Below are 23,542 nucleotides of genomic sequence, written 5' to 3' on the forward strand. Positions count from 1 at the left end.
CCCAATCACGAAAAACAGCACCTCGCCCTCGTTCTAAAAGAGAACAAGCACAACAGTCTAAAGAAGATAAACCTAAAGAAGACAAGCATAAAGAAGATAAGAAGAAAAGCACAACTGAGCAAAAAGCTTGAACTTCTTGATGGACTAAAAGTCTAAAACTATCTTCAGAAGAATTCTCCCTAAAACAAGTACATACTACAACAAGCAAGAGCGATATCAAAAGAATATCAAGAATCAATTGAACAAAGAAGTTAAATCGAGTTAAGTTAAATCGAGTTAAATCAGGGAAACGCTCTGAGTGATTTCCCCCATGATGTTATTATCATCATCCCTTAACTCAATGATAAGAGTTTTTTCTTGAGAGATATCGGTAAGAGAGTAGTGAACAGGTATTGTTTTTACCGTCGTAATTCCTTTTTCAATGGGGGCTAGAACAACATCAAAGTCTTCCCATTCAGGAACACTCTCACCGTCACCATACACTCTCATGCGTAGCTGTGCAATATCTATTGGAGCACTTGCTTGGTTTTCAATAAGAATGCTGACTTCTCGAATAGTACCCCAATCCTCACCGCGTTTATCAAAAGTAATATCTTCAAGAGAAAAGGAAACATCATCATAATCAATAGAAGACAAACCAGATGTTTCAGATACGCTTTCTTGTGAAGACGAACTCTTATCAGACTCGCCAAGAGATTCCTCTGCTACTACCTTATCTTCTTGCTTATTTTTTTCTTGTTCTTTCATAGTATTCTTAGTATTCTTAGCAGAAGAGGTCTTTGATGAGGCGTCTGTTGATACATCAGATTTATCACTGCTCGTCGTTGCGCAATCAACGCTTGCTTTTCCTAATTGATAGGGAACACCAAAGATAATACCCAGACAAAGAATAACTAACAAAGCAACGCCAAGGGATCGAAGTAATGATCCAATGGTTATTTGTTTTTCAAGAACGTGACGCACTTTTCTTTTTACTCGTCGCATGTCATCACCCTCCACAGTTCTAAGAGGTTCAGCTCAAACGCAGCAACAGGCATCTCAATGCTCCAAGCACTAAGCACTTGTGGATGAATCTCCCCCAAGTAGGCAATGTTCTTCCCCTTACAAGCAATTCTTGCAACTCTTCCAGGGATAAAACTACCATGCTCAGTTGGCTTTGAAGTGTAGGAGAGATTTAATGCTAACATGATTTGGTCAAACACTTGTTTGATGTGTGTAAAGTCCGCAGTAGGCGAACACAAAACAACGCCAAGACGAGTCTCTTCACGAAGGAAGGTCCGACCCAATTCTGATTCTTTTTCAGAAGCTTGAGCATCCTTAATGAAAACGGTTCCCGCTTCAAAAAGGTTCTGAGGGTATTCATGATGCTTGTTTTCACTAAGAACTTTGAGAAGGTTGGGAAGAATCCACGACCTAAGTGCATTGTACTCTGTTGTGAGTGCGTTTGCAAGGGGAATGGGCTCTAAGGAACAATTCATTTTGAGCGTGTGGTCCTTTTTGTTTGTGAGGTGGTAGGTATTTGTTTCAAGTAGGCGCATACCGATAAGAATTTGAATGATTCTTGATTTGAAAACTTCAAAGGGGTCTTCTTGGGCAATTGTTGCAATATCAGGAAGTTCAGGCTCAAAATTCTCATAGCCGTAGGCAATGGCAATATCTTCAACAAGATCAATGGGGTGCATGATGTCTGCACGATATGCAGGGATTTTTGCAATGCCATTCTCGTAATCAAGACCCATTTTTTGTAAGAGTTCACGTATGTTTTCTTCTGTGAGTTCAAGACCTAGACGAGTATTCACATAGTCTCTTTGAAGAGGTAGTGTTGATGGTTCCAGGTTAGGTGTTGTGCGCACGTCTTCATCACTTACGATTTCAACAGATTCAATTGTTCCTCCCATATCATGAAGTGCGGTGACAAGTATTGCAAGACACGTAGAACACTCTTCAAAAGTAAATCCGGATACTTCAACAAATACATCTTTGGTGGATGTCTCTACTTTTCCTACGGTGTTTGAGTTGATAAGTGGTGGCATGGATAGCACTTCCCCCTTTGCATCAACAAAGAGAGGATACTTCTCAAGGCCTGCTAGAAGATGGCCGTATTCTTTTCCTGCAGGGTGTTGTTCAATAATTTCTTGTGCGCTCATGACTTTTTCATATCCAAGAGGTGCAAAAGAGATGTCCTTTGCATCTTTTGCGCAGTACGTGATGGGAAAGGTTATTTTATCAAGAGGGTAAATACCAATAGCAAGTTTTTTCCTGTTACGCGCATAGGTAACATGAAGTTTTTCCTGCATTTGCATAACTTCTCGAATTTTTTCATCTGAAAAAGTAAGCCCTCTTACAATTGCACACGCGGTAAATGGTCTAACACTCTCTACACTTGAGTCCTTAATGACTTGTTTTCCAGAGGGATTTACGCAAAAAAAAGCAAGACCTTTTTTCGCGCCAACAAAGGTTGCAAGTGCTCGTGAAAGACCTTGCTCGCTGAGCATGTCAGGTCTGTTGGGAAAGACCTCTACATGAATTTCATCTTCTGTTATTTTTTCAAGATCTGTGCCGAGCATAGAGATGCGATCGGCAAGTTCTTCTTCTGAGAGTTGTTTTCCTATGAGTTGTTCAACAACGTGTCTATTGAGTTTTACGCTTGGCATCTTTGTGTTTGAAAGCTACTCCTATTGTTTTATCTCCTGAGAAGAGTTGAATTACTTTGTTTTTGTTAGTTTTCATTTCATTGAGCTGCTCGATGATTTTATCGAGGTATTCGTCGTTGAGTGTTATGGTTATTCCTTTGGTCATTGTGTTACCTCATCCATGATTTTATTTCTCGTAATTGTTTAAGATCGTTTTTGTAAAGGTCACGAAGATCTGTAATTTCATAATAGTCTGTCATGATTCTATCAAATCCGGGTCCCCAAGCAAGAACGGGGATTTCTTTTCCAAGAAGAGGTGTGGTCACTTCAGGTCTGAAAATTCCTGCCCCTCCAAGTTCAACCCATTTCTTATGCACGGGGTGAAATACGTCAATTTCAACACTGGGCTCAGTGTAGGGAAAGTAAGCAGGTCTAAAACGCGCTTTTGGAAATCCAAGAAGGGTGAAGAATCTTCTCAAATAACCAAGAAGGTGTCTAAAATTCACGTGTTCATCAACAACAATTCCTTCTGATTGGTTGAACTCAAAAAGATGTGACCAATCAACAGTCTCATTACGAAATACTTTTCCAACAGCAAAGAATTTTGCTGGAAGATCTTCTTGTTTGAGTTTTGCAAGCGTTTGTGCGGAGAGAACGGTGGTGTGTGTGCGAAGAACATTTGTTTGTGCATCGTGTTCTTTCCAAGTATACCCCCACCCTTTACTTTGTGTGTTTCCTCCGTTTTCATGAACTTCTTTTACTTTTTCATAGTTTTTTGGAAGAGTCCCTTTTGCTGGGTCTGCAAGAAAAAAGGTGTCTTGCATTTCTCTTACGGGGTGATCTTGTGCTGTGAAGAGAGCATCAAAATTCCAATAAGAGGTGTTAACCATTGTCCCTGTCATTTCTTGGAAACCCATCGTTAACCAAACCTTTCTTGCATAGTCTATTGCTTCATTCACAAAGTGTCGTTTTCCCCTTGTTATTTTTGGAACATTAATTGTTATATCATATTTACGAAATGTTTTTCCTTCCCAACTTCCACTCTTTAACATCTCAGGCGTGAGTCTCTCAACAAGTTCTTCGGAGATTTTGAGATCTTGCTTGAGAAGCTCTTTTCCAAGAGGTGTGAGGCGCGCTCTTTTTAGATGTCTTTTAGTTACTTTTACTAAGCCTCTCTTCACAAGGATGTTCACGTTTTTTTCATCTTGCGCACTTAGGGGTTTTCCCTCATGAATTTTTTTGAGTGTTTCTTCAAGCGCATTAGGCTCTAATAGAATTTTTTTACCTTTATCAGTGATGCTTACCTGTGCGTTTTCAACATGAATCGCCCCTTCCCTTTTGAGCATACCTAAGGATACATTAAACTCCTCCTTTGAGATTTTTTTTTGCAATTCGCTAAAGGAGAGACTTTGTTTTTCAAGCAAACGAAGAAATTGTGTTTCGGGAAGTCCTTTTGTAAGGTATGCTTGAGCTTTGGGAGCAAGAGCGAATTCTTCACACTCTCTCGTCTCAAGTATTATTACTCCCTTGTTTTCAAGCCATTGAAGTGCTCTGATAACTTCAACTTCTTGCAATTTTGTTTCTTTTGCAAGATCTTCAACACTATGAACTGTTGCAAGGAATGGTAGTACTCGTCGCTCATAGGGGTGTAAGTAACTTACAAGCTCTGATGCGTTCATTAAGAAAAGAAGGTAAGAAATGATTTAAAAAACTATTTAATAACTTCTTTAGCCTCTTTCATATTTTCCCACGCAATCTCAAAGAGTTCTTCAAGCGCGGAGGCAAAAAAAGGAGTGTTCACCCAGATACCAACGTCATAGGTGGGGTGAATTTCGGTATCTTCCATAACCATGAAAATAAGTTCTTGACCATCTACGATGATAAACCTTGCTTTGTGCTCACAATGTCTAATTTCTGCAAGGTCACCAATATCTTCAATTACTCCTTTACACTCTTTGGTAAGAGGTGCTGCGATTCTTACTTTAACTCCTCTTTTTTTGAGCGTCTCGAGAGTTCCTTTGAGGCCTTCTAACTTTCGCATAAGGCCCTGAGTTGTTGTCATAATAGTAACGGTGTCTTCAGCGTTACGAATTGTAAGTTCAATGTGGTTGTAGAGGTTGTGTCTGCCTCGAATAGAACCTGAAAGATCTGCTGGTTCAACAAGTTCAACTCCTTGGTTGTGCAGAGCGCAAAGTTCTTCAAGGATGTCTGTTCCTTTAAGTTCATCAAGTCTTTTTACACGTTCTTGTGCTTCTTCTTGCATGTGCTTTTTGACACGTTCGAGAACTTCTTGAGGTGGAACTGCAATGTATTTGATTGGTTTTCCTAGTTTGGTGACTGCAAATCCTTTTTTCTCAAGGGATTCAAGAACGTCGTATGCGCGTGATCGTGGTACGTTTGCAATGTCTGAGAGTTCCCCAGCAGTTGCAATTCCTCTTGAGAGAAGCGCTGTCCAGATCTTTACTTCGTAAAGATTTAGCGAGAAATATCGTCGGAGTTTACTAAGAAATTCTTCTTTAACAATCATGTTCAACCTCTTTTTGTTCTGGGAGGTTCGCTACCACCCTTAAACTGATGATCTGTTGCCACTGCTTAATATATGTTACGGTTGTGTTACGGTTCATTAATGGTTACGCGTAAATACTCAGGGGGAGTAGTGCTAGCAATGTTTATAATGTCTGCACATATACACTACTTATGGATCTCTTAGCAAGGCTTGCTAAACAAGCGAAAAAAAATCCAAAAAAAATAGTGTATACAGATGCTCCTGATAAGAGACTTCTCCAAGCGCTTAAAGAGATTAAAAACTACGCGCAACCGATTCTTGTGGGCAACAAAGACCACATCGAACAAGAACTTAAAAAATATCGGGTAAAGGGTGTTGCTGTTATTGATATCAAAGATTCTCTTCTACGACCAAAAGCAGTTGAAGAACTCTTACACCTGCGTGCAAAGAAAGGACTAACAAAAAAACAGGCTCAAAATCTCCTTCTCAAAAAAGAGTACTTTGGAGCGATGATGGTGCAGTTAGGCATTGCAGACGCAATGATTGGAGGAGCAACATCAACAACTGCGGAATTAGTACGACCCGCATTGCAAATCATAGGCACAAAAGAAAAGTTTCATAGGGTTTCAAGTGTGTTCATCATGGAAATAAACAAAAAAATCTATTTTTTTGCAGATTGCGCAGTCAACGTAGCTCCCGATGCGAAAACACTAAGCGAGATTGCACTAGACTCCGCACAAACTGCAAGATCTTTAGGAATAACCCCTCGCGTTGCACTACTCTCCTTTTCCACAAAAGGAAGCTATGAAGGACCAGAAGTAAAACACATACGAAAAGCAGCGCTCTTAGCAAGAAAAAAAGATCCGTCCCTTCTTATTGATGGGGAATTACAAGCAGATGCTGCTCTTGTTCCAAGTATTGCAAAAAGAAAACTAAAAGAAGGACCCATACAAGGAAATGCAAACGTTCTCATCTTTCCCGATCTTAACTCAGGAAATATTAGCTACAAGCTTCTTGAACGATTAGGTCATGCAAAGGCAATAGGGCCGCTCTTACAAGGTCTTAAAAAACCAATCAACGATCTCTCTCGAGGCTGTTCCGCACAAGACATCGTCAACTTAACCATACTTACCTCAACACAATGATTCTTGTTTTCAACGCGGGTTCAAGTTCGCTTAAATATGCACTTTTTGAAGGTGAGCGTTGCGTACAAAAAAAGACTATTTCAACAGATGACGTTGTACGTGAAGCAAAAAAAATTCTTCGATCTCTTGATCACAACTCAATTCAATGCATAGCGCATCGCATAGTTCATGGAGGAACACATACGCGCGCAGAATACATAACGCTTGAAGTGGAAAAAAATATCCTCAAGCAAATTCCACTCGCACCCCTTCACAATCCTTATGAGCTTAAAATTGTAGAAGAGTGCAAACCTCTTGACATACCTCAAGTAGCTGTTTACGATACGGGTTTTTTCTCAAAACTTCCTAAAAAATCATCAACACTTCCTCTTCCAAGAGATCTTGCAAAAGAGCATAATCTTCGAAAAGTAGGCTTTCATGGAATAAGTCATGAATTTCTACTTGAAGAGCTCTCGCAAGTTGTGGGAAAATCCAAAAATCAGGTGTCTTGCATTACTTGTCACTTGGGTTCGGGTTGTTCCATTGCATGCATTGAGAACGGTAAACCCAAAGATGTCTCAATAGATTTTTCAACGCTGGGAGGGGTGATGATGGTCACACGTCCAGGCAATCTCGACCCAGGAGTTCTACTCTACTTGCTTGATGAGGCAGGGCTCTCAACAAAAGAACTTCATGAAATACTCGAATATAACTCAGGCATAAAAGGACTCTCCGGTTCTAAAGATGTAAAAAAACTTATAGAAAAAGGTGATGAGAGCATTGATATTTTCTGTTATCATGTTGCTAAGTTCATTGCAATGTTTTATGGAACACTCAAACATTGTGATGGCATCGTATTCTCAGGGGGTATTGCTCAGAGAAGCCCTGTTGTGAGAAGAAAGATTTGTGATGAACTTCAAGGAATAGGGCTTGTTATTGATGAAACGCTGAACAAGAAAAACGCAACAATTATTTCTTCAAAAAAACATAATTCTCCTAAGATATTTGTCATTCCTACGAACGAAGAGTTGATGATCGCGCGAAAAGCACTACAGCTTATAGCGAAGTAGCGCGGCAACACCACCAAGACCCAACAATTGTTTTCCAGCATCATTTTCTGAGTTCACAAGATGTACCTTTGCTCTCATGTGTGATGCTTGTTTCATAAGCTCATAGAGCTGAGAAAATGTTCCTTCTTCTTTTGCCTGTTCAAGATAACTATTTGCAATAAGAAGTGTTTCAATTGCTCCAACTTGCGCTGCGTTTTGCACTTCTTCAAATCCGTAAGCTACAGCACCGTCCTTTGCAATGCGTTCAAGAACTTGTTCAATAAGGGTGAGATCTTGAGTGTTCGCATCGTCAACAAGGGCGCTTCGCACCTCGTTTTTTTTAAGAATCTCGCTAAATGCCTGAGGGTTTCCTGTGTTTGATGCAGTGGTAATGATGCGCTTTTTATGTTCTTGAGAGATTTTTTTGTATACCTCATCTTTAAAGAAAGCAGGACTTGAAAGAATGCAAAGAGGGGCTTCGTATCGTTCAAGATATTCCTCTATGCGTTTTGCAACGCTGGCATAAAAATCACCCTCTGCTTGGCCATCATATCCTTTTTTATTTACTGATCCTCTCATATCGCTTATGCGCTCAATTCCTTTCGGACCAAGAAGTGCAAAATGTGCTTCATCTCTGTCCAAAACGCAAAGAAGACGTTTTGATTTTGGGGGTTGAGTGGCTTCATTGAGATACTCCTCATGGTAATTAAGCCACTGCGTTTTTTCAAGATCAATACGAGATCCTTGAGTGATTGAAAACGTGTGATGAACGCCCTTAGGAACGTCTTGTGTTCCCTCGCTCACAATTCCTGAAACGCGAAGGGACTCAGGAGTGAGTTCGGTTTTCGTCACTTCAAGAGACAACACCAATGTTTTCTTCACGATTTTGTCTTCTCCAATTTTGAGTTTCCTCTCCGTTTTTGTTCTTAGAATGTCATGAGGCTCAATGATTTGTGAGAGGTACCACAAGTCATCAAGTTGTTCTACGAGCAGTGTTTTTTTCGTCTTCTGGGAGTTGAGAATCTTCATCATTTGTGAGGAGAAACATTTATATATAAACATTGGCCATTGCATCCTTGTGAAAAGAGGGCGAAAAAAGGGTCAAGCAACAGCAACTTCTGCTGCAGGATTGGTGATTGTTATTGTCTTAATCATTGTATTCTATCTTCTTTTCATTCCTCCAGATGTACGAAGGGATATTCTAGAAGGAGATGGCTCTCTTCAACAAGACGGTGGTTCTTCTATCAATGAGACCCTTCTTCGTGAAAATCCTGGAATTCTTGATACCTTTGATAAAGAAGATGTGGAACATCTTATTCCTTCTGTGAATCTTTTTGAGACGCGTTACGCAGCAGTACTTGTTGAGGAGCCGCAGGTCGTGGTGAAAAATTCATGGTTTAACAAACGAGAAGAAAACATCACTTTTACTATCGAGGATCTTAAAAACACGAATAACGTTCTCTTAAGTTTTGTTGCACGAGAGTACCGCGGAGAACTACGCATAGCAGTTAATGGCGAAGAAGTATTCTTCGGTCCGCTATCTTCTGCAAACATAGAGCCGATTCGTATAAGAAAAGATTTCCTTAAGCAGGGTAAAAATTCAATTGAAGTAAGTGCGTCATCAGTCGGCGCGAAATTCTGGTCAAGCAATGTTTTTGTTCTAGAGAAGTTTAAAGTAACAGCGGACATAACTGATGTTTCAGAACAACTCTCTAAAAACATTTTTATCGTCTCAGCAACAGAAAAAACAAATGCGCAGCGAGTAACCCTGAGTTTTGTTCCTGAATGTACGCTTGGAACCGTTGGAACTCTTGAAGCACTCATTAATTCACAAGTGGTGTACTCCGCAGTTCCTGATTGTGGATCTGGAACAAAGGTAGAAATAAATCCTGATATTTTGCGCCAACGCGAGAACACGCTTGTATTCAAAACGGACAAAGGAAATTATCTCATTGACCTTATAAAAGTCACCACGCAGATGAAAGATGCAGTACATCCTATTTACTACTTTGATATTGATGAAGAAGATTTCGAAGAAATTCTAAAACATGATGTAATTCTACGCGTGGTATTTGTTGATGATCTTGAAATAAAACAAGGAAAATTCATCATCAACGGAAGAGAAACAGGGCTTTATCAAAAAGAAAGAATATATGAGAAGAAGATTAACGACTTCTTAGTTGAAGGGAACAACGCAATTAAAATCGTTCCGGAATCACGACTTGAGATTGTTAAACTCGAAGTTGTGGTTGAAAATTAGCTTGAATGGTATTTGACGAATCCTCACTACGTGATGAGCTTCGCGCAGCAGAAGAGAGAATTGAGAGCACGGTTCAAGCAGTGGGCGAACAAAATGTTGCGAGCATGCAGGCAAGGCTCAAAGAAATTGATGCGCAAATTGAAGAAAAAAAAGCCAGAGGTTATGAGCTGAGCAAGAAGCTTCCTAATTGGAATCGTATTCTTATAGGACTGGTGTTTGCAATTGTTCTTGATTTATTTGACTGGGTTGGTTTTCTTCCACCCCTCTTAGGAGATTTTGTAGATATTCTTGGAACAGCACTTATGATGGTGTTTACAGGCATGTGGGCACTTGTAGGTCTCTTCGAGATCATACCACAACAAGTTATGAAGGGGGGTTTTGACATCCTTCCTTTTTTTATCTTGTCAGTTGTTCTTTACTATGTCGTAACGGAACTTCGCCACAGCTCAGAGCGAAAACAACTTGATGCCATCCAAAAAGAACTCAAGGAACTTGTCACAGCTGCAAAGGAAATTGAAAAAGGGATGAGCATAGAACCACAAAAGAGAAAAGATTACGCACTTCCAAAATTTCATCGCCTCGGAATGGATTTCACGTCCTCATTTTCTATTGGTGTTGGAAAAATACACTTTGGAGTGTTATTTGCAGTAATCGCGTTTATTTTCTTTTTCGGACCAACCATTCTTGGTTTTCTTCTCGCTCAAAATCCTGCAGATTACGCTTTTGCAGCACAAAACAGCGTGTTGGGCGGAGCAAACGTCATTGTTGACGCAGTTAACTCCTACATAGATCGCATTAACTTGAACATTGCAAAAGCATCAGGTGAGTATCAAAAAGGAGAAGTTGATCCATCACAACAAAGCTTTGCAGGTATTGAGTTTCAACCACCTCTACTACCCAATCCTAGAAGAGCTCAACAAGGAGAACCGCTTGAGATTTCAACAAGAATACATGGCTTTAACAACGAACCTTTTGATGTGGAACTGTCGTGCTATGCAGGAACAATTACGGACTTCCCACTTGGCTCAGGGTATAAAGAGCTTCCTCTCTCAAAACAACAAGAAATAGTCCCATCTCAAATCATTCAAGAAGAAAGTTTCATTGAGGAAGTTACCTGTTACACGACACCCAAAATTCAAAAAGAAAAAGACACTTGGATAACATACATTGAAGCAGAAGCACAAAATCTGCGAACAGACTCAAGACTTACGAATAATTTCATTAAAGAAGACCAACTCAAAGCACTACTCAAATCATACTCTCTTGAAACAGGTATAACACTTGATCAAGACGCGGATGTGAGAAATGCAATGCTCTCATTATTTGAAGGGCTACCAAGAGAATCAGTTTCTCTTTCAGATCCGGGTCCCTTGTTGTTAATCATCTCAACAAATCCATTGCCTCTTGTGGGAGTTGAGCAAGGAGATCGTTTGCGTGTAGCACTTGCTCTTGAAAACACTCTGGATGGGAGAATAACAGATATACAAGGAGTGGCGCTTGCAATTCCCCCAGGGTTTTCGCCATCAACAACAGGGTGTTCAGCATGGGAAGAATCAAATGGTTTTCTCATTCTCAAACCAGAAGAGATTGATAAAAAACGCGCAACATTTCCAGAAATTAAAAGAGCCATGCAATTACAATTACCCTCTTGCACACTTGAAGTATCTGATATTGGTGCAGTGCTCTCTCAAGGATACGCAGTTCCTAACCCCAAAACATTTGTAGCGACAGTTCAGTTCAATTACGAAATTCAAGAAGAACACAGAACAACAATTACTTGCAAAGAATGTTCTTTCGAAGAAACAACGCAGAATGCACAAAATCTTGAGGCGGGTGATTTTCTTTCCTGTAAAAAAGTAACCCCTCAATCATCTCTTACACCAGAACAAGCAAAAGCAGTGGTACTCTCAATAGCATCAGAACTAAAAATACCTCAACAAGTAGCACTCAACCTCGTACAAGCAGAATCAAGTTTTAGGCATACAAACCCAGATGGCTCAGTAAGAACTAATCAAAACCCTACAAGTTGTGATTACGGGTATATGCAAATTAATGCAAAGGCACATCCTGCATGCTTTGATGTATCTGCACGGAGAACAGGATCTATTTGTGATGTGAAAGAATGTATTGGAAAAACAGTAATTGAGCCTGAGTGTAACATCGCAGCAGGTCTTAACTTGCTGCGTATGAATTATGATAGGTATAAGGATGGCATTCCTGAATCCGCCCTGCGCTCTGCTGGTTGTACTCCGGACAAACCTGCCTATGAACTCTACTTGGCATACCGTGGTTGGGACGCGGCGTTACGTGCATACAACGGATTGAGTTGCGATCCTGAATTTGTGGCTTATGTTGATAAGGTAAACAGTGCAGGAGCATAGAACAGCACAAGGGAGCAGTACTAAATAATGCAAAACAACACAAAGCACACAAAGTAACACAAAGCAACATAAGGCAACATAAACCAAGCCCATATCATCCTTCACGTACCACAGAGAAGAAACATCCTAGGCAAAACTCACAAAAAAGCAGAAAAACCAAAAACACCTAATAAAAATCCTGAACCCAAAGGTATACATTTATGAATGCAAACACTGTTTTGAAAATGATGAAAACCTCAACACTCCTTCTCATAGCTCTATTTCTTATCACTTCTTGTACCCCAGCATCATCTGTTTTTTCAGGCAAGACAAACATAGGGGATTTGAATGCAAATACGCAGTTCAGAACAGGAGTGTCTTCCCTTGAATTTGCTTTTTTGCAGGGTCTCCCGCCTGATCAAATCTACATTAATGAGCCGTTTAATATCGGTGTGGTGTTACAAAACAACGGTGCATATGACATTGAAGAAGGGTTGCTTGTGGTATCTGGGTTTGAGAGCACAGCATATACGTTTTCAGAGACGAAAAAATCATTCTCTGCACTGGGCAGATCAGCATACCGCTCAGAAGGTGAACGAACCCAAATTATTTTTGATGCAAGAGCGGAATGCTTCCCTGCAGTTGCCACGGGACAGATCGCTAATCAAACGGCTAATTTTAGAATAACTGCGTGCTACCCCTATCAAAGCATTGCTTCAGCAGAGATCTGCATAGATCCTGATCCCAATCAGCAAAACCAAGGTGATTGCGTATCAAGACCAATAACGTTATCGGGAGGACAAGGAGGACCCGTAGGGGTTACCCAGATCACCCCTAGTGTTTCCTTTTTCAAGGGTGCAGCTCAAATCACAGTACGCGCACAAATAGAACACCTTAACAAAGATGAGGAAGTGTATTCTCCTGCTTTTTTTGAAACGCAGTGTAATGATGTTAAGGAGAGAGGAAAAATTGTGGTTGAGATGAGCATAGCCGGGCAAAGGTGTGATCCTCAACTCGTAACCCTTGAACAAGGGCGTGCCATTGCTTCTTGCACGTTCAACCTTGAATCAGCAGCTTCGGCATATACTACGCCCGTGGCAATCACGCTTAAGTATAGTGTTGCGAAAAGTGCGCTTAAAACGGTAAGTGTTGTAAAACCGTTCGGAGTAGACGTTCCTGAGTGTAGTGGTTCAATTCCGCTTACGTTCGAACAGGCAAACAGCCAAACAGGCTCGCAAAAAGGTTCTGTTGATTGTCGCAGTGAACCTAATGGTGTGAGCTGTGGAGATAATCTCGTATGTCATGATGGACGTTGCATTTCAGAGTGCACTCGAGATTATGGCGCACAAGGTTTTTCATGCATGCCAAAAACACAAGGCTCTAAGTGCGTTCCTAACCTGTGTCCCGACGCAGCGACAAATAGTTGTTGCCTTCCAAAATAGGCTTCTAAGAAAGGGCGCAGAAGAACAAATCATACACAACATATATAAATGCAGAAAGTGTAGACTTCTTTAAAAGAGGTATGTCATGGCGTCAAAAACGCTTATTATAATAGTATCATTATTAGTATTGCTTGTAGGGTGTTCAGGAGCGCAAAAAGGATCCGATTCTCCTGATTCTGCTCTTTCGTTTCAAGCCACAGGAACACAAGGACTTGAAATAGAGATATTAAAAGACCAGCCACCTAGTAGGATCTACACTTCAACGCCACTTAGCGTTGTTGCACAAGTAACAAACAAAGGAGTGTATGATGTTTCTAATGCCAACATTTACCTCTCAGGGTTTGATACTCGTATTATTTCAGGGATTCCTTCAACACCTCAAAGAGTGAGTCTTGAGGGGAAAAACGCGTTCAACCCCGATGGCGATCTTGAAATTGTTGAGTGGACATCTTCAAATATTGTTCTTCCTCCAGGAACGCAGTCATACTCTCCAAATCTTCTCGTAACTGCTTGCTATCAATACGAAACAATTGCAAACCCTATTGTCTGTATTGATCCAAATCCTTTTGACACCCTGCAAGATAAGTCCTGTACCTCGGGAAACATTAACACGGGAGGATCACAAGGAGCCCCCATCGCAGTAACAAGTATTGAACAAGAAACCACGCCAACAGATATTTTCTTTAGAATTCACCTCTCAAACGTTGGCGGAGGAACCGTTTTTGAAGCAGACAAGATATCCTCTTGCCCTTCAAGTTTACAGTTTTCAGATCTCAACAAAATCGAATTAGTAGAGGCAAATGTAGGTGGCAAGAGCATGGATTGCAAACCTGAAAATCCTATAAGACTTGTTGATGGAAAAGCAACTATTTTCTGTAGTGTTTCGCAGTTTACCGGTTCTGCATACGAAACACCCATGCAACTCAGATTCAGATATGGCTATAAAACAGCAGTAGCACAAAAAGTGGAAATCGTAAATATTGGAGGTTAAGATGAAAAAATTACTCATACTATTAGTGGTGCTGGTCTTCCTTATGGGTTGCCAGCAGGAGCAACAAGATCCAAACGCGGCAAGCGTTAGTTCCCAGTTTTATGGAGGAGATCAAGGTCTCGTTATTTCCTTTGTTCCAGGAGCACCACCTGATGAAGTCGTAGACAAAGGACAACCCTTTGGAGCATCAGTTCTCATTGAGAATAAAGGAGATGATGATGTTGCTGCCGGGGAGTACAGAGTTACGCTTACAGGAATTGACCCCGCTCTCTTCTCAACAACTGCAGCTGCGATGACGCAAAAACCATCAGAAGAGCTAAGAGCTGCTCAAGTTGATGCATCAGGAACGCGTATTGAAGGGGCTAAAGTAACTGTTGATTTCCCGCAAGGAGGATCTTTTGAGCATTCAAGAGAGATCTCAGGAGCAGTTACGTATAATCTCAAAGCAGATCTGTGTTACCAATACTCTTCAAAAGCAAATGCTAATTTATGCGTTCTAGAAGATATCTTAGGAACGCAGGGTCGCGCAGATAAGCTTTGCGAGATTTCAGAATCAAAAGATGTTGACGCATCAGGAGCGCCTGTTAAAGTGGTGAATTTTGTTGAAAGCGCAGCATCAAGCGATAAGATTAGCTTCGTCTTTACCATTCGCCACGTCGGATCTGGAAGTGTTCACGCTCTTGGTTCTGATTGCTCAGATGAGTTCTCAAAGAGAAACAAAGTCAAAGTAACTATTGACACAGGGATTTCAGGAACGCTTTCCTGTTCAGGAATTTCTGATGGGTCAGCATCAGGATCAACCTACACAGGAACAGTTCAACTACTCAATGGCGAGAGGGAGATTCGCTGTACACAAACAGTAAACAATCCTTCAGACTTTGAGAGCTTAGCTGAAATCACTATTGACTACGATTATAGAACCTCAGTGAGCAAGCAACTCAGAGTAAAACACATCGGGTAGAAACAACTCGCCGTTAATTTTTTTAAATTCTCTTCTCACTTTTTTTCAAAAGTTTAAGTAGTTCTTACAAATAGTTCTTAAGTAGTGCTTTCTGGTGAGTTGGAATAGTAACAAGAATTCTTTTATTGAGACCCTTTGAGCGCTACTTGTGCTAACAATGCTTCTAATTGCACGTAATCATCGCTTCCTTCAGAGAGTCTGAACTCAGCTTCGCCACACGCTGCAATAAGCTCCATTTTGGATCTGCCATCAATTTCAAGATCGTAAATCGCACGTTGAATTTGTTTAATAATGTCAAGACCGGAGAGTCCGTAGTTGAGCATGGTGTCAAGAAGTTGTTTTCGCGCACTAAGAAAATCTCCTTCAAGAGCACTTGAAAGCATTTCTTTTACTTCTTTTGGTTTAGCAACAGAAGCAAGAGCAAAAATAGTTTCATCAGTAATGTTATCAGTAATTGCTGCACTTGACTGCAAAACATTCTCAACACGTCTACAATCACCTTCGGAAACCTCAAAAAGCGCTTCTTTTGCAGCGTCAGTTATGGTGATGTTTTCTTGTTGAACGATGTGATCAATAAGTTGGAGGATATCCTCTTTTGAGAGCGGTTTAAACCTAAAAATTGCGCACCGTGATTGAATAGGGTCAATGATCTTAGATGAATAATTGCATGATAAGATGAACCGTGTGGTTTTCGTATAGTTCTCCATGGTTCGTCTAAGTGCTTGCTGTGCTTCACGTGTAAGCGCATCGCACTCATCAAGATAGATGATCTTAAACGGAACATCACCAAGTGCGCGAGTTCTTGCAAAATCCTTCACCTTGTTTCTGATGATGTCAATTCCTCGCTCATCTGATGCGTTAAGCTCTAAGAAGTTATGATGCCAATCATCGCCAAAAAGTTCTCTTGCAATGACCAGGGAAAGTGTTGTTTTTCCTACGCCTGCAGGACCTGAAAAAAGTAGGTGGGGCATGTTTTGTTGTTCAACAAATGCCCGCACACGTTTTACAATCTCTTCTTGTCCACGAACTTCGTCAAATGTTTTCGGACGATACTTCTCAGTCCAGATAGATGAATCGCTCATTGAATCTAAAAACAAAGAAGGGTATAAAAAAGTACCTATAGAATGTCTTCTTCAGCAATGACAAGAAAGTCTCCAACTGCGATAACGCTTGAATAAGGAATAAGGATGTTTCCCGATTTGTCTTTTTCTAATTCAAGGTGTGCTGAATAGGATGTAGGGTTAGTAAGGATGATGTGGATAAGTTCTCCTGATTTTGTTTCAAAAACAATGTCCCCCACTTCACCAAAACGCTTACCTGTTTTAGAAACAACTGTTTTCCCGATGAGTGATCGTGCAAATATCCTATCGTCGTCCATTGTGAAACCAACACAAATGAGGTATTTAAATGTTTCGTAGTCTCTTGCGATGACAACGCAATTAACACGCCGTATGAAGTTTTATATAGGTGGTGCAGAGTTGGAGGTATTATGAGTTTTACGATTGAGAAAACGCTGGCAACACCTCAAGAAGTCATAAGAGCACATCCGCTCTCAGCAGAGAGAGCTCAGCGCATCAAAGAACACCGTCAAGAAATAAAGAACATTATTGCAGGAAAGGATAAGAGAGTTCTTCTCATCATAGGTCCTTGTTCTGCATGGCCTGATGGGGCGGTGATGTCCTACGCAAGAAGACTTAGTAGCATTTCGCAAGAAGTAGGGGATAAGATAAAGATTGTACTTCGCACCTACACTCAAAAACCAAGAACAACCATCGGGTGGAAAGGACCAGTATTTCAAAAAAACCCTCAAGGAGAGGAGGATCTTGACGAGGGAATTGCTCACGTGAGAAAACTCTTTTTAGACCTTTTAGAATTTGACTTGCCACTTGCTGATGAAGCGGTGTTCCCAGAACTCACAGATTACACGCTGGATCTTCTCTCCTATGTTGCAATTGGCGCAAGATCCGCAGAGAGCATGCAACACCGATGCTATGCAAGCATGATCTCACTTCCTGTCGGATTGAAAAACCCTACCAGCGGTTCCATAGAAATAGGGGTGAACAACGTTATTGCAGCACAACATCCTCACGTTTTCTTCTATCGAGATAAGCAAATCTCATCCAAAGGAAACCCCTACGCACACCTTGTTCTTAGGGGGGGTTCGGGAAAGAGTAACACATCAAAAGAAGAACTTGAACTTGCACTAAAACTACTTCGTGAAAAAACAAAAAATCCTGCGATCATTGTAGATGTTTCTCATGACAATTCATTAAGAGATGGCAAAAAAGATCCCAGAACACAACCAGGAAGCATCATGCGCATAAGAGAATACGGAATAAAAGAAATAAAAGGCTTTATGGTGGAGAGTTTTCTCAAAGAGGGAAAACAAGATATTACAACAACAAAAGATCTCGATCTGGGAGGTATTTCCATTACTGATGCCTGTCTTGGCTGGGAGGAAACACAACAACTCATTCTTGACCTGTACAAACAGTTATAAACAACACATCACTAAGAAACACCATGAAATCTTACAACCTCACCCCCGAAGAACGCATCAAACTCATAACACGAGAAACAGAAGAAGTGCTCGGCGTTGAAGAACTCAAAGAGCTCATCAAGCAAGGAGTTCCTCTAAAACACTACATAGGATTTGAAGTTTCCGGAAAAGTACACTTGGGAACGGGCTTGATGTCTGGTGCTAAGATTGCAGACTTACAAAAAGCGGGGGTTTCTTGTACGGTGTACCTTGCAACATGGCATGCATGGATTAACAATAAACTCGGAGGAGATCTTAACACCATTCGCAACGCTGCAGAGTATTTCAAAGAAGGAATTAAAGCAGGCATCGAAGTAATGGGTGGTGATCCTGAAAACGTTACCTTTGTGGAAGGTGATGAACTCTATCACAACAATGATGAGTACTGGTTGCAAACAATTGAAATTGCAAAGAACATGACTCTTAACAGAGCTCTTCGCGCAATCACCATCATGGGAAGAAAAGAAGGAGAAAACGTACCTCTTGCGGGGCTACTATATGCACCTATGCAAGTAGCAGATGTTTTTGAGCTTCAAGCAAACATTGCTCATGCAGGGCTTGACCAGAGAAAAGCACAAGTTGTTGCAAGAGAAGTTGCACAAAAAATAACCATCAAACCACTCAAAGATAAAAACGACAAGAAATACAAACCCATAGCACTCCACCACCACCTCATTCTTGGTTTGAACAAACCTCCCAAATGGCCGATTAAAAATGAGGATGAACTCAAAGAATTACGATCGGAGATGAAAATGAGCAAATCAGTAGAAGGATCTGCGGTATACATTCATGATACTCCTGAAGAAATAATGAAAAAAATCAAAAACGCATTTTGCCCTGCGGATTCTGTGAAGTTTAATCCCGTTCTTGACTGGGCAAAACATTTGCTCTTCAGAAACCCTGAGTTTGAACTTACTATTGATCGCCCTGAGAAATTCGGAGGACCTGTTACGTTCAAAACCTACGATGAGATTGAGAAATCCTTTGAGCGTGGAGATCTACATCCTCTTGATCTTAAAACAGGTGTTGCTCAAGCACTCATAACCTTGCTTGAACCCGCGAGAAGAAGATTCTCTTCGCAAAAGAATAAGGCGCTCAAAGAAGCAATGGATCAACTCACGATTACACGTTGATACTTCTTAGAGTGCTTATCCGTTGATACTCACTTCTGTAGCGCCTTGCATCAGGTATTTTTTACGCACGCGTTCAAGATCTGCTAAGCTCACCTTGTTTATCTTCTTTGCATAGTGTGCATCAAGTGCGGGTGCTTTCATGAAGTAACTCTCCGCAAGAGAATCGCAACGCTCAAGAGGGTCTTCCATTTCAAGTTCGTTCTTACCGATAAGATAGCTCTTTGCTTCTTCAAGCTCGCAAAGAGGAATGTTCTCAAGTTGTTCAATCTCTTTGCTCATAAGTTCTTTTACTTGTTTAAGGTTTTTCTTGGTACACGTGATGTAAAGCGCAAAGACCCCATAACAAGATTTTGGCTCGTACGTTGCTCCAACAGTATAGGCAAGACCGCGCTCATTTCTTAGGGTTTCAATGAGTCTTCCTGAAAGGCCTTTGTTAAGGACTGCACAGAGCACGTCAAGAGCGTAGCGATCTGGGTTATCAAAACCACACACTGGCCAGCCCCGAACATAATATGTTTGTTGTACGAGTCGTTTCTTATTTGCACAGCGCGCTTTGTTCACAGGAATTGGGGGTAAATGGTGTTTAATCTCTTCGCCTTTGAGTCTTTTGAATCCTGCAAAATCTCTTGCACTTACATCTCCCACAGCACTAATGACCATGTTTTTGGGAACATAGTACTTGCGGTAAAAGTTAATTAGCTGTCTTCGAGTAATTGATTTTACTGTTTTTTCATAGCCTATGATGGGGCGAGCAGCAGGATGATCTTTGAAGAGTTGTTCAAGAAAAAACCTCCACTGCTCTGTAGTTGGTTCATCACGCATAAGTTTAAGCTCCTCTAAAATGACTTTACGTTCCTTCTCAACACGTTTGCTTTCAAATACGCTGTTCTCGACGATGTCGAGAAGTATTTCTATTGCAAGTTTTTTATGTTGTGTTGGTACGCGGATATGAAACGCAGTGTATTCATTGGTGGTAAATGCATTAAATTCACCACCCGTATTCTCAATACTTGTAGCTATTTCTTTTGCGCTTCGCGTAGTGGTTCCTTCAAAGATAAGGTGTTCTACGAAGTGGGATATTCCTGCTTGATCCGAACGCTCAAAGTTCGATCCCATATGCACGCTTACTTGAATGGTCACACTGTTACTCTTTTTCTTTTCAAGAATGAGTGCAAGGCCGTTAGGAAGAGTGGTGATGCGAACCATACCACTCACTACTTTTATATACTATATATTGCTTGTGTTTATTCTATGAAAGAGGTGCTCAGAGCAAAAAAACTTGATGCGATTGTTCTACACAACACAAGGGAGAAACCAGATGCGAATTACCTCTATCATGCAGGAGTTGGCGTGGTTGGCGCGGTGGTCATAAAGAAATCATCTGCTGTGCTCTACACGTGGGAGTTAGAACTTGAAAAAGCAAAAAAGAATTCACCGCTTCGCGTGAAATTATTCAAAAATGAATTTGAGAAATTTAAGGGAAAACGCATTGGAATAGATTTTGCAAATACCACGCTCTTACAAAAGAAATTATTCGCAGGAGCAACGCTTGTTGATGTCTCAAAAGAGTTGGCGCAAAAAAGAAGATCCAAAACGCCTCAAGAGATTGCAAAAATTAAGAAAGCAATTGCAATAACAGAAGATATCTTCATAAAAACCTTCTTTCATTTCAAAAATTTCAAGACTGAGCAAGACGTCGCACGATTCATGCACGTAGAAGCAATTAAACGTGATTGCGCACTTGCCTATAACCCCATCGTTGCATCAGGAAAAAACGCATCCCAAGCACACTATGAGCCTAAAAAAACGAAGCTTGCAAAAGGGTTTTGTGTGATTGATTTTGGTGTAAAGTATCAAGGCTATTGCGCAGATATCACGCGAACAATTTACCTAGGAGAGCCATCAAAAAAAGAGGTGGAGCGCTACTTTAAAGTTCTTCAAGCTCATGAAGAGGCGGTAAAACAGCTACAATCTTCAAAAAACGCGGCAAAAGCAGATGCTCGGGCAAGAGAAGTTCTTGGAGAGCTCAAAAAATTATTTATTCACAGCCTTGGACATGGTTTAGGCCTTGATGTTCATGAAGGAGTTCATCTTCACGAATCTCGCAAAGATGAGGTTCTTGAAGGAGAGGTGTTTACCATAGAGCCAGGTATTTATGAGGAGGGAAAGTATGGCATCCGTATTGAAGATGATTATGTCATGCGTAAAGATGGTCCTCAACGCCTCTCATCTCTTGGAAGGCAATTGCTTATCATCAAGTAGTTCTTCAAGAGTCACACAACAATATTTATAAACAAACTTCTCTTTACTGCACCAATGCCTGCGGAAGATAAAGACATTCTCAACAACATCATCAACGGTTACGCATCGGACATCCAACAATTAGAGGATGAAAACCGCATCCTCAAAGAAACCGTTGCGCATCTAAAAAGAGAGATTTCAAAATTCCAACAACCTCCCTTACTCGTTGCAGAAGTAAAAGAGGTCATGGGAGAACACGCCTTGCTCAAACTTAACAATGGAAATGAGTTCTTTGTTATGGTGGGCCCTGAAGCAGACGATATCAGTGCAGGAGATACCGTTCTTGTTGAACAAAAAAACCTCACCATCATTAGAAAAATCCAACAGACAAAGACTTTTAGCGTTGATAAATTTGTTATTATTGAAAAACCCACTATTTCCTGGAAAGACATCGGAGGACTTGATGAGGAAATCAATGAAATCAGAGAGGTTGTTGAACTACCTCTTACGAAACCCGAACTCTTTGAAAAAGTAGGAATCCAACCACCCAAAGGAGTACTCCTTCATGGTCCTCCTGGAACGGGAAAAACAACTCTTGCAAAAGCAGTTGCGGCTGCAACAAACTCAACATTTATTGAAGTTGTGGGGTCAGAACTTGTTCAAAAATTCATTGGAGAAGGAGCAAAACTTATCAAGGACATCTTCCAACTTGCACGCGAAAACGCACCTGCAATCATTTTCATTGACGAGATTGATGCTCTTGCAGCAAAGCGAATTGAAATAGGAACATCTGGGGAACGAGAGGTACAAAGAACGTTTATGCAATTCTTAGCAGAAGTTGACGGTTTCAAAAACCTGGGGAATGTTAAAATTATTGGGTGTACGAATAGAAAAGATATTCTTGACCCTGCGGTAATGCGCCCAGGAAGACTTGACAGACTCATCTACGTAGGAGAGCCAGACATTGAAGGAATCAAACAAATTTTCAAAATCCACACGAAGAAAATGAAAATTGACAAGCGTTTTAACATCGACTCCTTTGCAAAACGTTTAGAAGGATTTTCAGGAGCAGAGATTAAAGCTGTTTGTACTGAGGCAGGTTATTTTGCAATTCGCGCTAACAGGACGCGAGTTACTAAAAAGGATTTTGAAAGTGCGGTTGAAAAGGTCAGGCGAGAAGAAGCGCGTGACTCAGACTATTTGAAAATGTTTGGATAACTCCAGAAGTAGTGTATTTCGCTTCTTTTCTTCGTAATTCGCAAAAGCTACGTTGTTTGCGTAGAAAAGTATTTAAACACGTTGAGAGGGTAGAAGTCCTATGAAACTAACACTTGCTGAAACAAAATACCTCACCGATTCTGTTTCTATCATTTCTGATTTGGTAAACGAAGCAAGTTTTAAGGTAACTCCAACAGCAGTTGAACTTGTTGCAATGGATCCTGCAAATGTTGCAATGGTCATCTTCAAACTCCTAGGATCTGCATTTACAGAGTACAAGGTTGAAGGAGAGCTTGATCTTTCCATCAATCTTCCCGCATTCAAGCAAGTCCTTAAACGAGCAAAAGCAACGGATGTGCTCACTATGGAGGTAGAGGATCAAAAGCTCAAACTTACACTCAAATCCAATACGAAAAGAACATTCTACTTACCTATCCTTGATAAAGAGGGATCAGCACAACGCATCCCAGATCTGAGTTTTCCCACTACCATTGTAACTGACTGCTCATTGCTCAATGACGCGATACAAGACGCAGATATCGTAGCAGAATCAGTATCCTTTATTGCAACTCCTCAAGCATTCATTCTCCAAGCAGAAGAAGATCTCAACAGAGCAGATGTTGAAATCCCCGCGGATGATCAGACTAAAATCACAACAGATAGTGAAGAAGTCCGTGCAAAGTACTCCATTGAATACCTCAAAAAGATGATCACCGCATCTAAACTCACAGACAAAGTACAAATTCAATTCAACAAGGATTATCCACTAAGACTTGATTATTCTTCGCTTGACAAACTTTCTATGAGTTTCATTCTCGCACCAAGAGTTGAGAATGATTAATTAAAAGAAACGGTAACAGAATAGTCTTTAGGACGTGATCAGGTTTGGGGGTGGTCCGCGCTCCATTACCGCCTGCAACGTTCGCATTTTTGTTTCTGATAAAGTTGGAATGAATGCCTTTGGTGCCGTCTCAAAAAAACACATCATAAAAACATACCATTTTTTAAATCCCTTTACCTATGATTATCTTATGAGAACGTCAAATCCCGCACTTAACGAGAAAGCATTTGCAGTGCCCTTATCA

At 40.8% G+C, this 23,542-nt stretch carries 21 protein-coding genes; 13 read left to right on the top strand and 8 right to left on the bottom strand.

Features of this window, described 5'->3' with window-relative positions; genetic code table 11:
* Positions 1-276 precede the first annotated feature (276 nt).
* The 4 genes from D6774_03505 to D6774_03520 form a co-directional block, all read right to left on the bottom strand.
* Positions 277-984: a hypothetical protein gene (locus tag D6774_03505; protein RME77705.1), complete on the bottom strand. Its 708-nt coding sequence runs from the start codon at positions 982-984 to the stop codon at positions 277-279.
* Positions 972-2,654 (bottom strand): phenylalanine--tRNA ligase subunit beta, encoded by a 1,683-nt coding sequence (locus D6774_03510; GenBank protein ID RME77706.1) that lies wholly within the window; start codon positions 2,652-2,654, stop codon positions 972-974. The genes D6774_03505 and D6774_03510 overlap by 13 nt, the downstream gene beginning before the upstream one ends.
* A gap of 149 nt (positions 2,655-2,803) precedes the next feature.
* Complete coding sequence (locus D6774_03515) at positions 2,804-4,312, bottom strand: phenylalanine--tRNA ligase subunit alpha (GenBank protein ID RME77707.1); 1,509 nt, start codon at positions 4,310-4,312, stop codon at positions 2,804-2,806.
* A 32-nt stretch (positions 4,313-4,344) separates the two neighbouring features.
* On the bottom strand, positions 4,345-5,160 hold the full coding sequence (locus tag D6774_03520) for a hypothetical protein (GenBank protein RME77708.1): 816 nt from the start codon (positions 5,158-5,160) through the stop codon (positions 4,345-4,347).
* Positions 5,161-5,330: 170 nt separating this feature from the next.
* Here D6774_03520 and pta point away from each other — a divergent pair, with 170 nt between their 5' ends.
* Positions 5,331-6,284, top strand: coding sequence for a phosphate acetyltransferase (gene pta / locus D6774_03525; protein RME77709.1), 954 nt, complete (start codon positions 5,331-5,333; stop codon positions 6,282-6,284).
* Positions 6,281-7,333 carry a hypothetical protein gene (locus D6774_03530; protein ID RME77710.1) on the top strand — a complete coding sequence of 351 codons (1,053 nt, stop codon included), beginning with the start codon at positions 6,281-6,283 and terminating at the stop codon, positions 7,331-7,333. The genes pta and D6774_03530 overlap by 4 nt, the downstream gene beginning before the upstream one ends.
* Here the strand turns inward: D6774_03530 and D6774_03535 are convergent.
* Entirely contained in the window at positions 7,313-8,386 is a 1,074-nt protein-coding gene (locus D6774_03535) for an mRNA surveillance protein pelota (GenBank protein RME77711.1), read from the bottom strand. The genes D6774_03530 and D6774_03535 overlap by 21 nt on opposite strands.
* Before the next feature lie 4 nt (positions 8,387-8,390).
* Here D6774_03535 and D6774_03540 point away from each other — a divergent pair, with 4 nt between their 5' ends.
* From D6774_03540 to D6774_03560, 5 genes are all read left to right on the top strand, one after another.
* Positions 8,391-9,572, top strand: coding sequence for a hypothetical protein (locus D6774_03540; protein ID RME77712.1), 1,182 nt, complete (start codon positions 8,391-8,393; stop codon positions 9,570-9,572).
* A 5-nt stretch (positions 9,573-9,577) separates the two neighbouring features.
* Positions 9,578-11,953 carry a hypothetical protein gene (locus tag D6774_03545; GenBank protein RME77713.1) on the top strand — a complete coding sequence of 792 codons (2,376 nt, stop codon included), beginning with the start codon at positions 9,578-9,580 and terminating at the stop codon, positions 11,951-11,953.
* 200 nt (positions 11,954-12,153) lie between these two features.
* Positions 12,154-13,374 (top strand): hypothetical protein, encoded by a 1,221-nt coding sequence (locus D6774_03550; GenBank protein RME77714.1) that lies wholly within the window; start codon positions 12,154-12,156, stop codon positions 13,372-13,374.
* Positions 13,375-13,459: 85 nt separating this feature from the next.
* Complete coding sequence (locus tag D6774_03555; GenBank protein ID RME77715.1) at positions 13,460-14,365, top strand: hypothetical protein; 906 nt, start codon at positions 13,460-13,462, stop codon at positions 14,363-14,365.
* A 43-nt stretch (positions 14,366-14,408) separates the two neighbouring features.
* Positions 14,409-15,326 (top strand): hypothetical protein, encoded by a 918-nt coding sequence (locus D6774_03560; GenBank protein ID RME77716.1) that lies wholly within the window; start codon positions 14,409-14,411, stop codon positions 15,324-15,326.
* 122 nt (positions 15,327-15,448) lie between these two features.
* Here D6774_03560 and D6774_03565 read toward each other — a convergent pair whose 3' ends face one another.
* Together D6774_03565 and D6774_03570 are read right to left on the bottom strand one after the other, a co-directional pair.
* The gene (locus D6774_03565) at positions 15,449-16,408 is read right to left on the bottom strand and encodes a replication factor C small subunit (protein ID RME77717.1); all 960 of its coding nucleotides are present in this window, start codon (positions 16,406-16,408) and stop codon (positions 15,449-15,451) included.
* A 35-nt stretch (positions 16,409-16,443) separates the two neighbouring features.
* A complete protein-coding gene (locus tag D6774_03570; protein ID RME77718.1) occupies positions 16,444-16,704 on the bottom strand; it encodes a hypothetical protein in 261 nt (86 codons plus the stop codon).
* 111 nt (positions 16,705-16,815) lie between these two features.
* On the opposite strand from D6774_03570, the gene D6774_03575 reads away from it, so the two are divergent.
* Positions 16,816-17,826 carry a 3-deoxy-7-phosphoheptulonate synthase gene (locus D6774_03575; GenBank protein RME77719.1) on the top strand — a complete coding sequence of 337 codons (1,011 nt, stop codon included), beginning with the start codon at positions 16,816-16,818 and terminating at the stop codon, positions 17,824-17,826.
* Positions 17,827-17,849: 23 nt separating this feature from the next.
* On the top strand, positions 17,850-18,998 hold the full coding sequence (locus D6774_03580; protein RME77720.1) for a tyrosine--tRNA ligase: 1,149 nt from the start codon (positions 17,850-17,852) through the stop codon (positions 18,996-18,998).
* 15 nt (positions 18,999-19,013) lie between these two features.
* On the opposite strand, the gene D6774_03585 is transcribed toward D6774_03580, so the two are convergent.
* Positions 19,014-20,204 carry an insulinase family protein gene (locus D6774_03585; protein RME77721.1) on the bottom strand — a complete coding sequence of 397 codons (1,191 nt, stop codon included), beginning with the start codon at positions 20,202-20,204 and terminating at the stop codon, positions 19,014-19,016.
* Here D6774_03585 and D6774_03590 point away from each other — a divergent pair.
* The 4 genes from D6774_03590 to D6774_03605 all read left to right on the top strand — a co-directional run.
* A complete protein-coding gene (locus tag D6774_03590; protein RME77722.1) occupies positions 20,115-21,260 on the top strand; it encodes an aminopeptidase P family protein in 1,146 nt (381 codons plus the stop codon). The two genes, D6774_03585 and D6774_03590, sit on opposite strands and share 90 nt — an antisense overlap.
* A gap of 54 nt (positions 21,261-21,314) precedes the next feature.
* Positions 21,315-22,457: an AAA family ATPase gene (locus D6774_03595; protein ID RME77723.1), complete on the top strand. Its 1,143-nt coding sequence runs from the start codon at positions 21,315-21,317 to the stop codon at positions 22,455-22,457.
* A 100-nt stretch (positions 22,458-22,557) separates the two neighbouring features.
* Positions 22,558-23,298: a proliferating cell nuclear antigen (pcna) gene (gene pcn, locus D6774_03600; GenBank protein ID RME77724.1), complete on the top strand. Its 741-nt coding sequence runs from the start codon at positions 22,558-22,560 to the stop codon at positions 23,296-23,298.
* Positions 23,299-23,332: 34 nt separating this feature from the next.
* Positions 23,333-23,542: hypothetical protein (locus tag D6774_03605; protein RME77725.1), on the top strand; the 210-nt coding region annotated here is incomplete at its 3' end.

The organism is Candidatus Woesearchaeota archaeon (genome assembly GCA_003695435.1).
Lineage (GTDB): Archaea > Nanobdellota > Nanobdellia > Woesearchaeales > UBA11576 > J101.

Coding starts and splice junctions, on each gene's coding strand:
- D6774_03565 (RME77717.1), bottom strand. CDS start 16,408: ATGAGCGATTCATCTATCTGGACTGAGAAGTATCGTCCGAAAACATTT.
- D6774_03530 (RME77710.1), top strand. CDS start 6,281: ATGATTCTTGTTTTCAACGCGGGTTCAAGTTCGCTTAAATATGCACTT.
- D6774_03575 (RME77719.1), top strand. CDS start 16,816: ATGAGTTTTACGATTGAGAAAACGCTGGCAACACCTCAAGAAGTCATA.
- D6774_03560 (RME77716.1), top strand. CDS start 14,409: ATGGGTTGCCAGCAGGAGCAACAAGATCCAAACGCGGCAAGCGTTAGT.
- D6774_03590 (RME77722.1), top strand. CDS start 20,115: ATGCACGCTTACTTGAATGGTCACACTGTTACTCTTTTTCTTTTCAAG.
- D6774_03535 (RME77711.1), bottom strand. CDS start 8,386: ATGCAATGGCCAATGTTTATATATAAATGTTTCTCCTCACAAATGATG.
- D6774_03515 (RME77707.1), bottom strand. CDS start 4,312: ATGAACGCATCAGAGCTTGTAAGTTACTTACACCCCTATGAGCGACGA.
- D6774_03570 (RME77718.1), bottom strand. CDS start 16,704: ATGGACGACGATAGGATATTTGCACGATCACTCATCGGGAAAACAGTT.
- D6774_03510 (RME77706.1), bottom strand. CDS start 2,654: ATGCCAAGCGTAAAACTCAATAGACACGTTGTTGAACAACTCATAGGA.
- D6774_03585 (RME77721.1), bottom strand. CDS start 20,204: ATGGTTCGCATCACCACTCTTCCTAACGGCCTTGCACTCATTCTTGAA.
- D6774_03595 (RME77723.1), top strand. CDS start 21,315: ATGCCTGCGGAAGATAAAGACATTCTCAACAACATCATCAACGGTTAC.
- D6774_03580 (RME77720.1), top strand. CDS start 17,850: ATGAAATCTTACAACCTCACCCCCGAAGAACGCATCAAACTCATAACA.
- D6774_03555 (RME77715.1), top strand. CDS start 13,460: ATGGCGTCAAAAACGCTTATTATAATAGTATCATTATTAGTATTGCTT.
- pta (RME77709.1), top strand. CDS start 5,331: ATGGATCTCTTAGCAAGGCTTGCTAAACAAGCGAAAAAAAATCCAAAA.
- D6774_03520 (RME77708.1), bottom strand. CDS start 5,160: ATGATTGTTAAAGAAGAATTTCTTAGTAAACTCCGACGATATTTCTCG.
- D6774_03505 (RME77705.1), bottom strand. CDS start 984: ATGCGACGAGTAAAAAGAAAAGTGCGTCACGTTCTTGAAAAACAAATA.
- D6774_03550 (RME77714.1), top strand. CDS start 12,154: ATGAATGCAAACACTGTTTTGAAAATGATGAAAACCTCAACACTCCTT.
- D6774_03545 (RME77713.1), top strand. CDS start 9,578: ATGGTATTTGACGAATCCTCACTACGTGATGAGCTTCGCGCAGCAGAA.
- pcn (RME77724.1), top strand. CDS start 22,558: ATGAAACTAACACTTGCTGAAACAAAATACCTCACCGATTCTGTTTCT.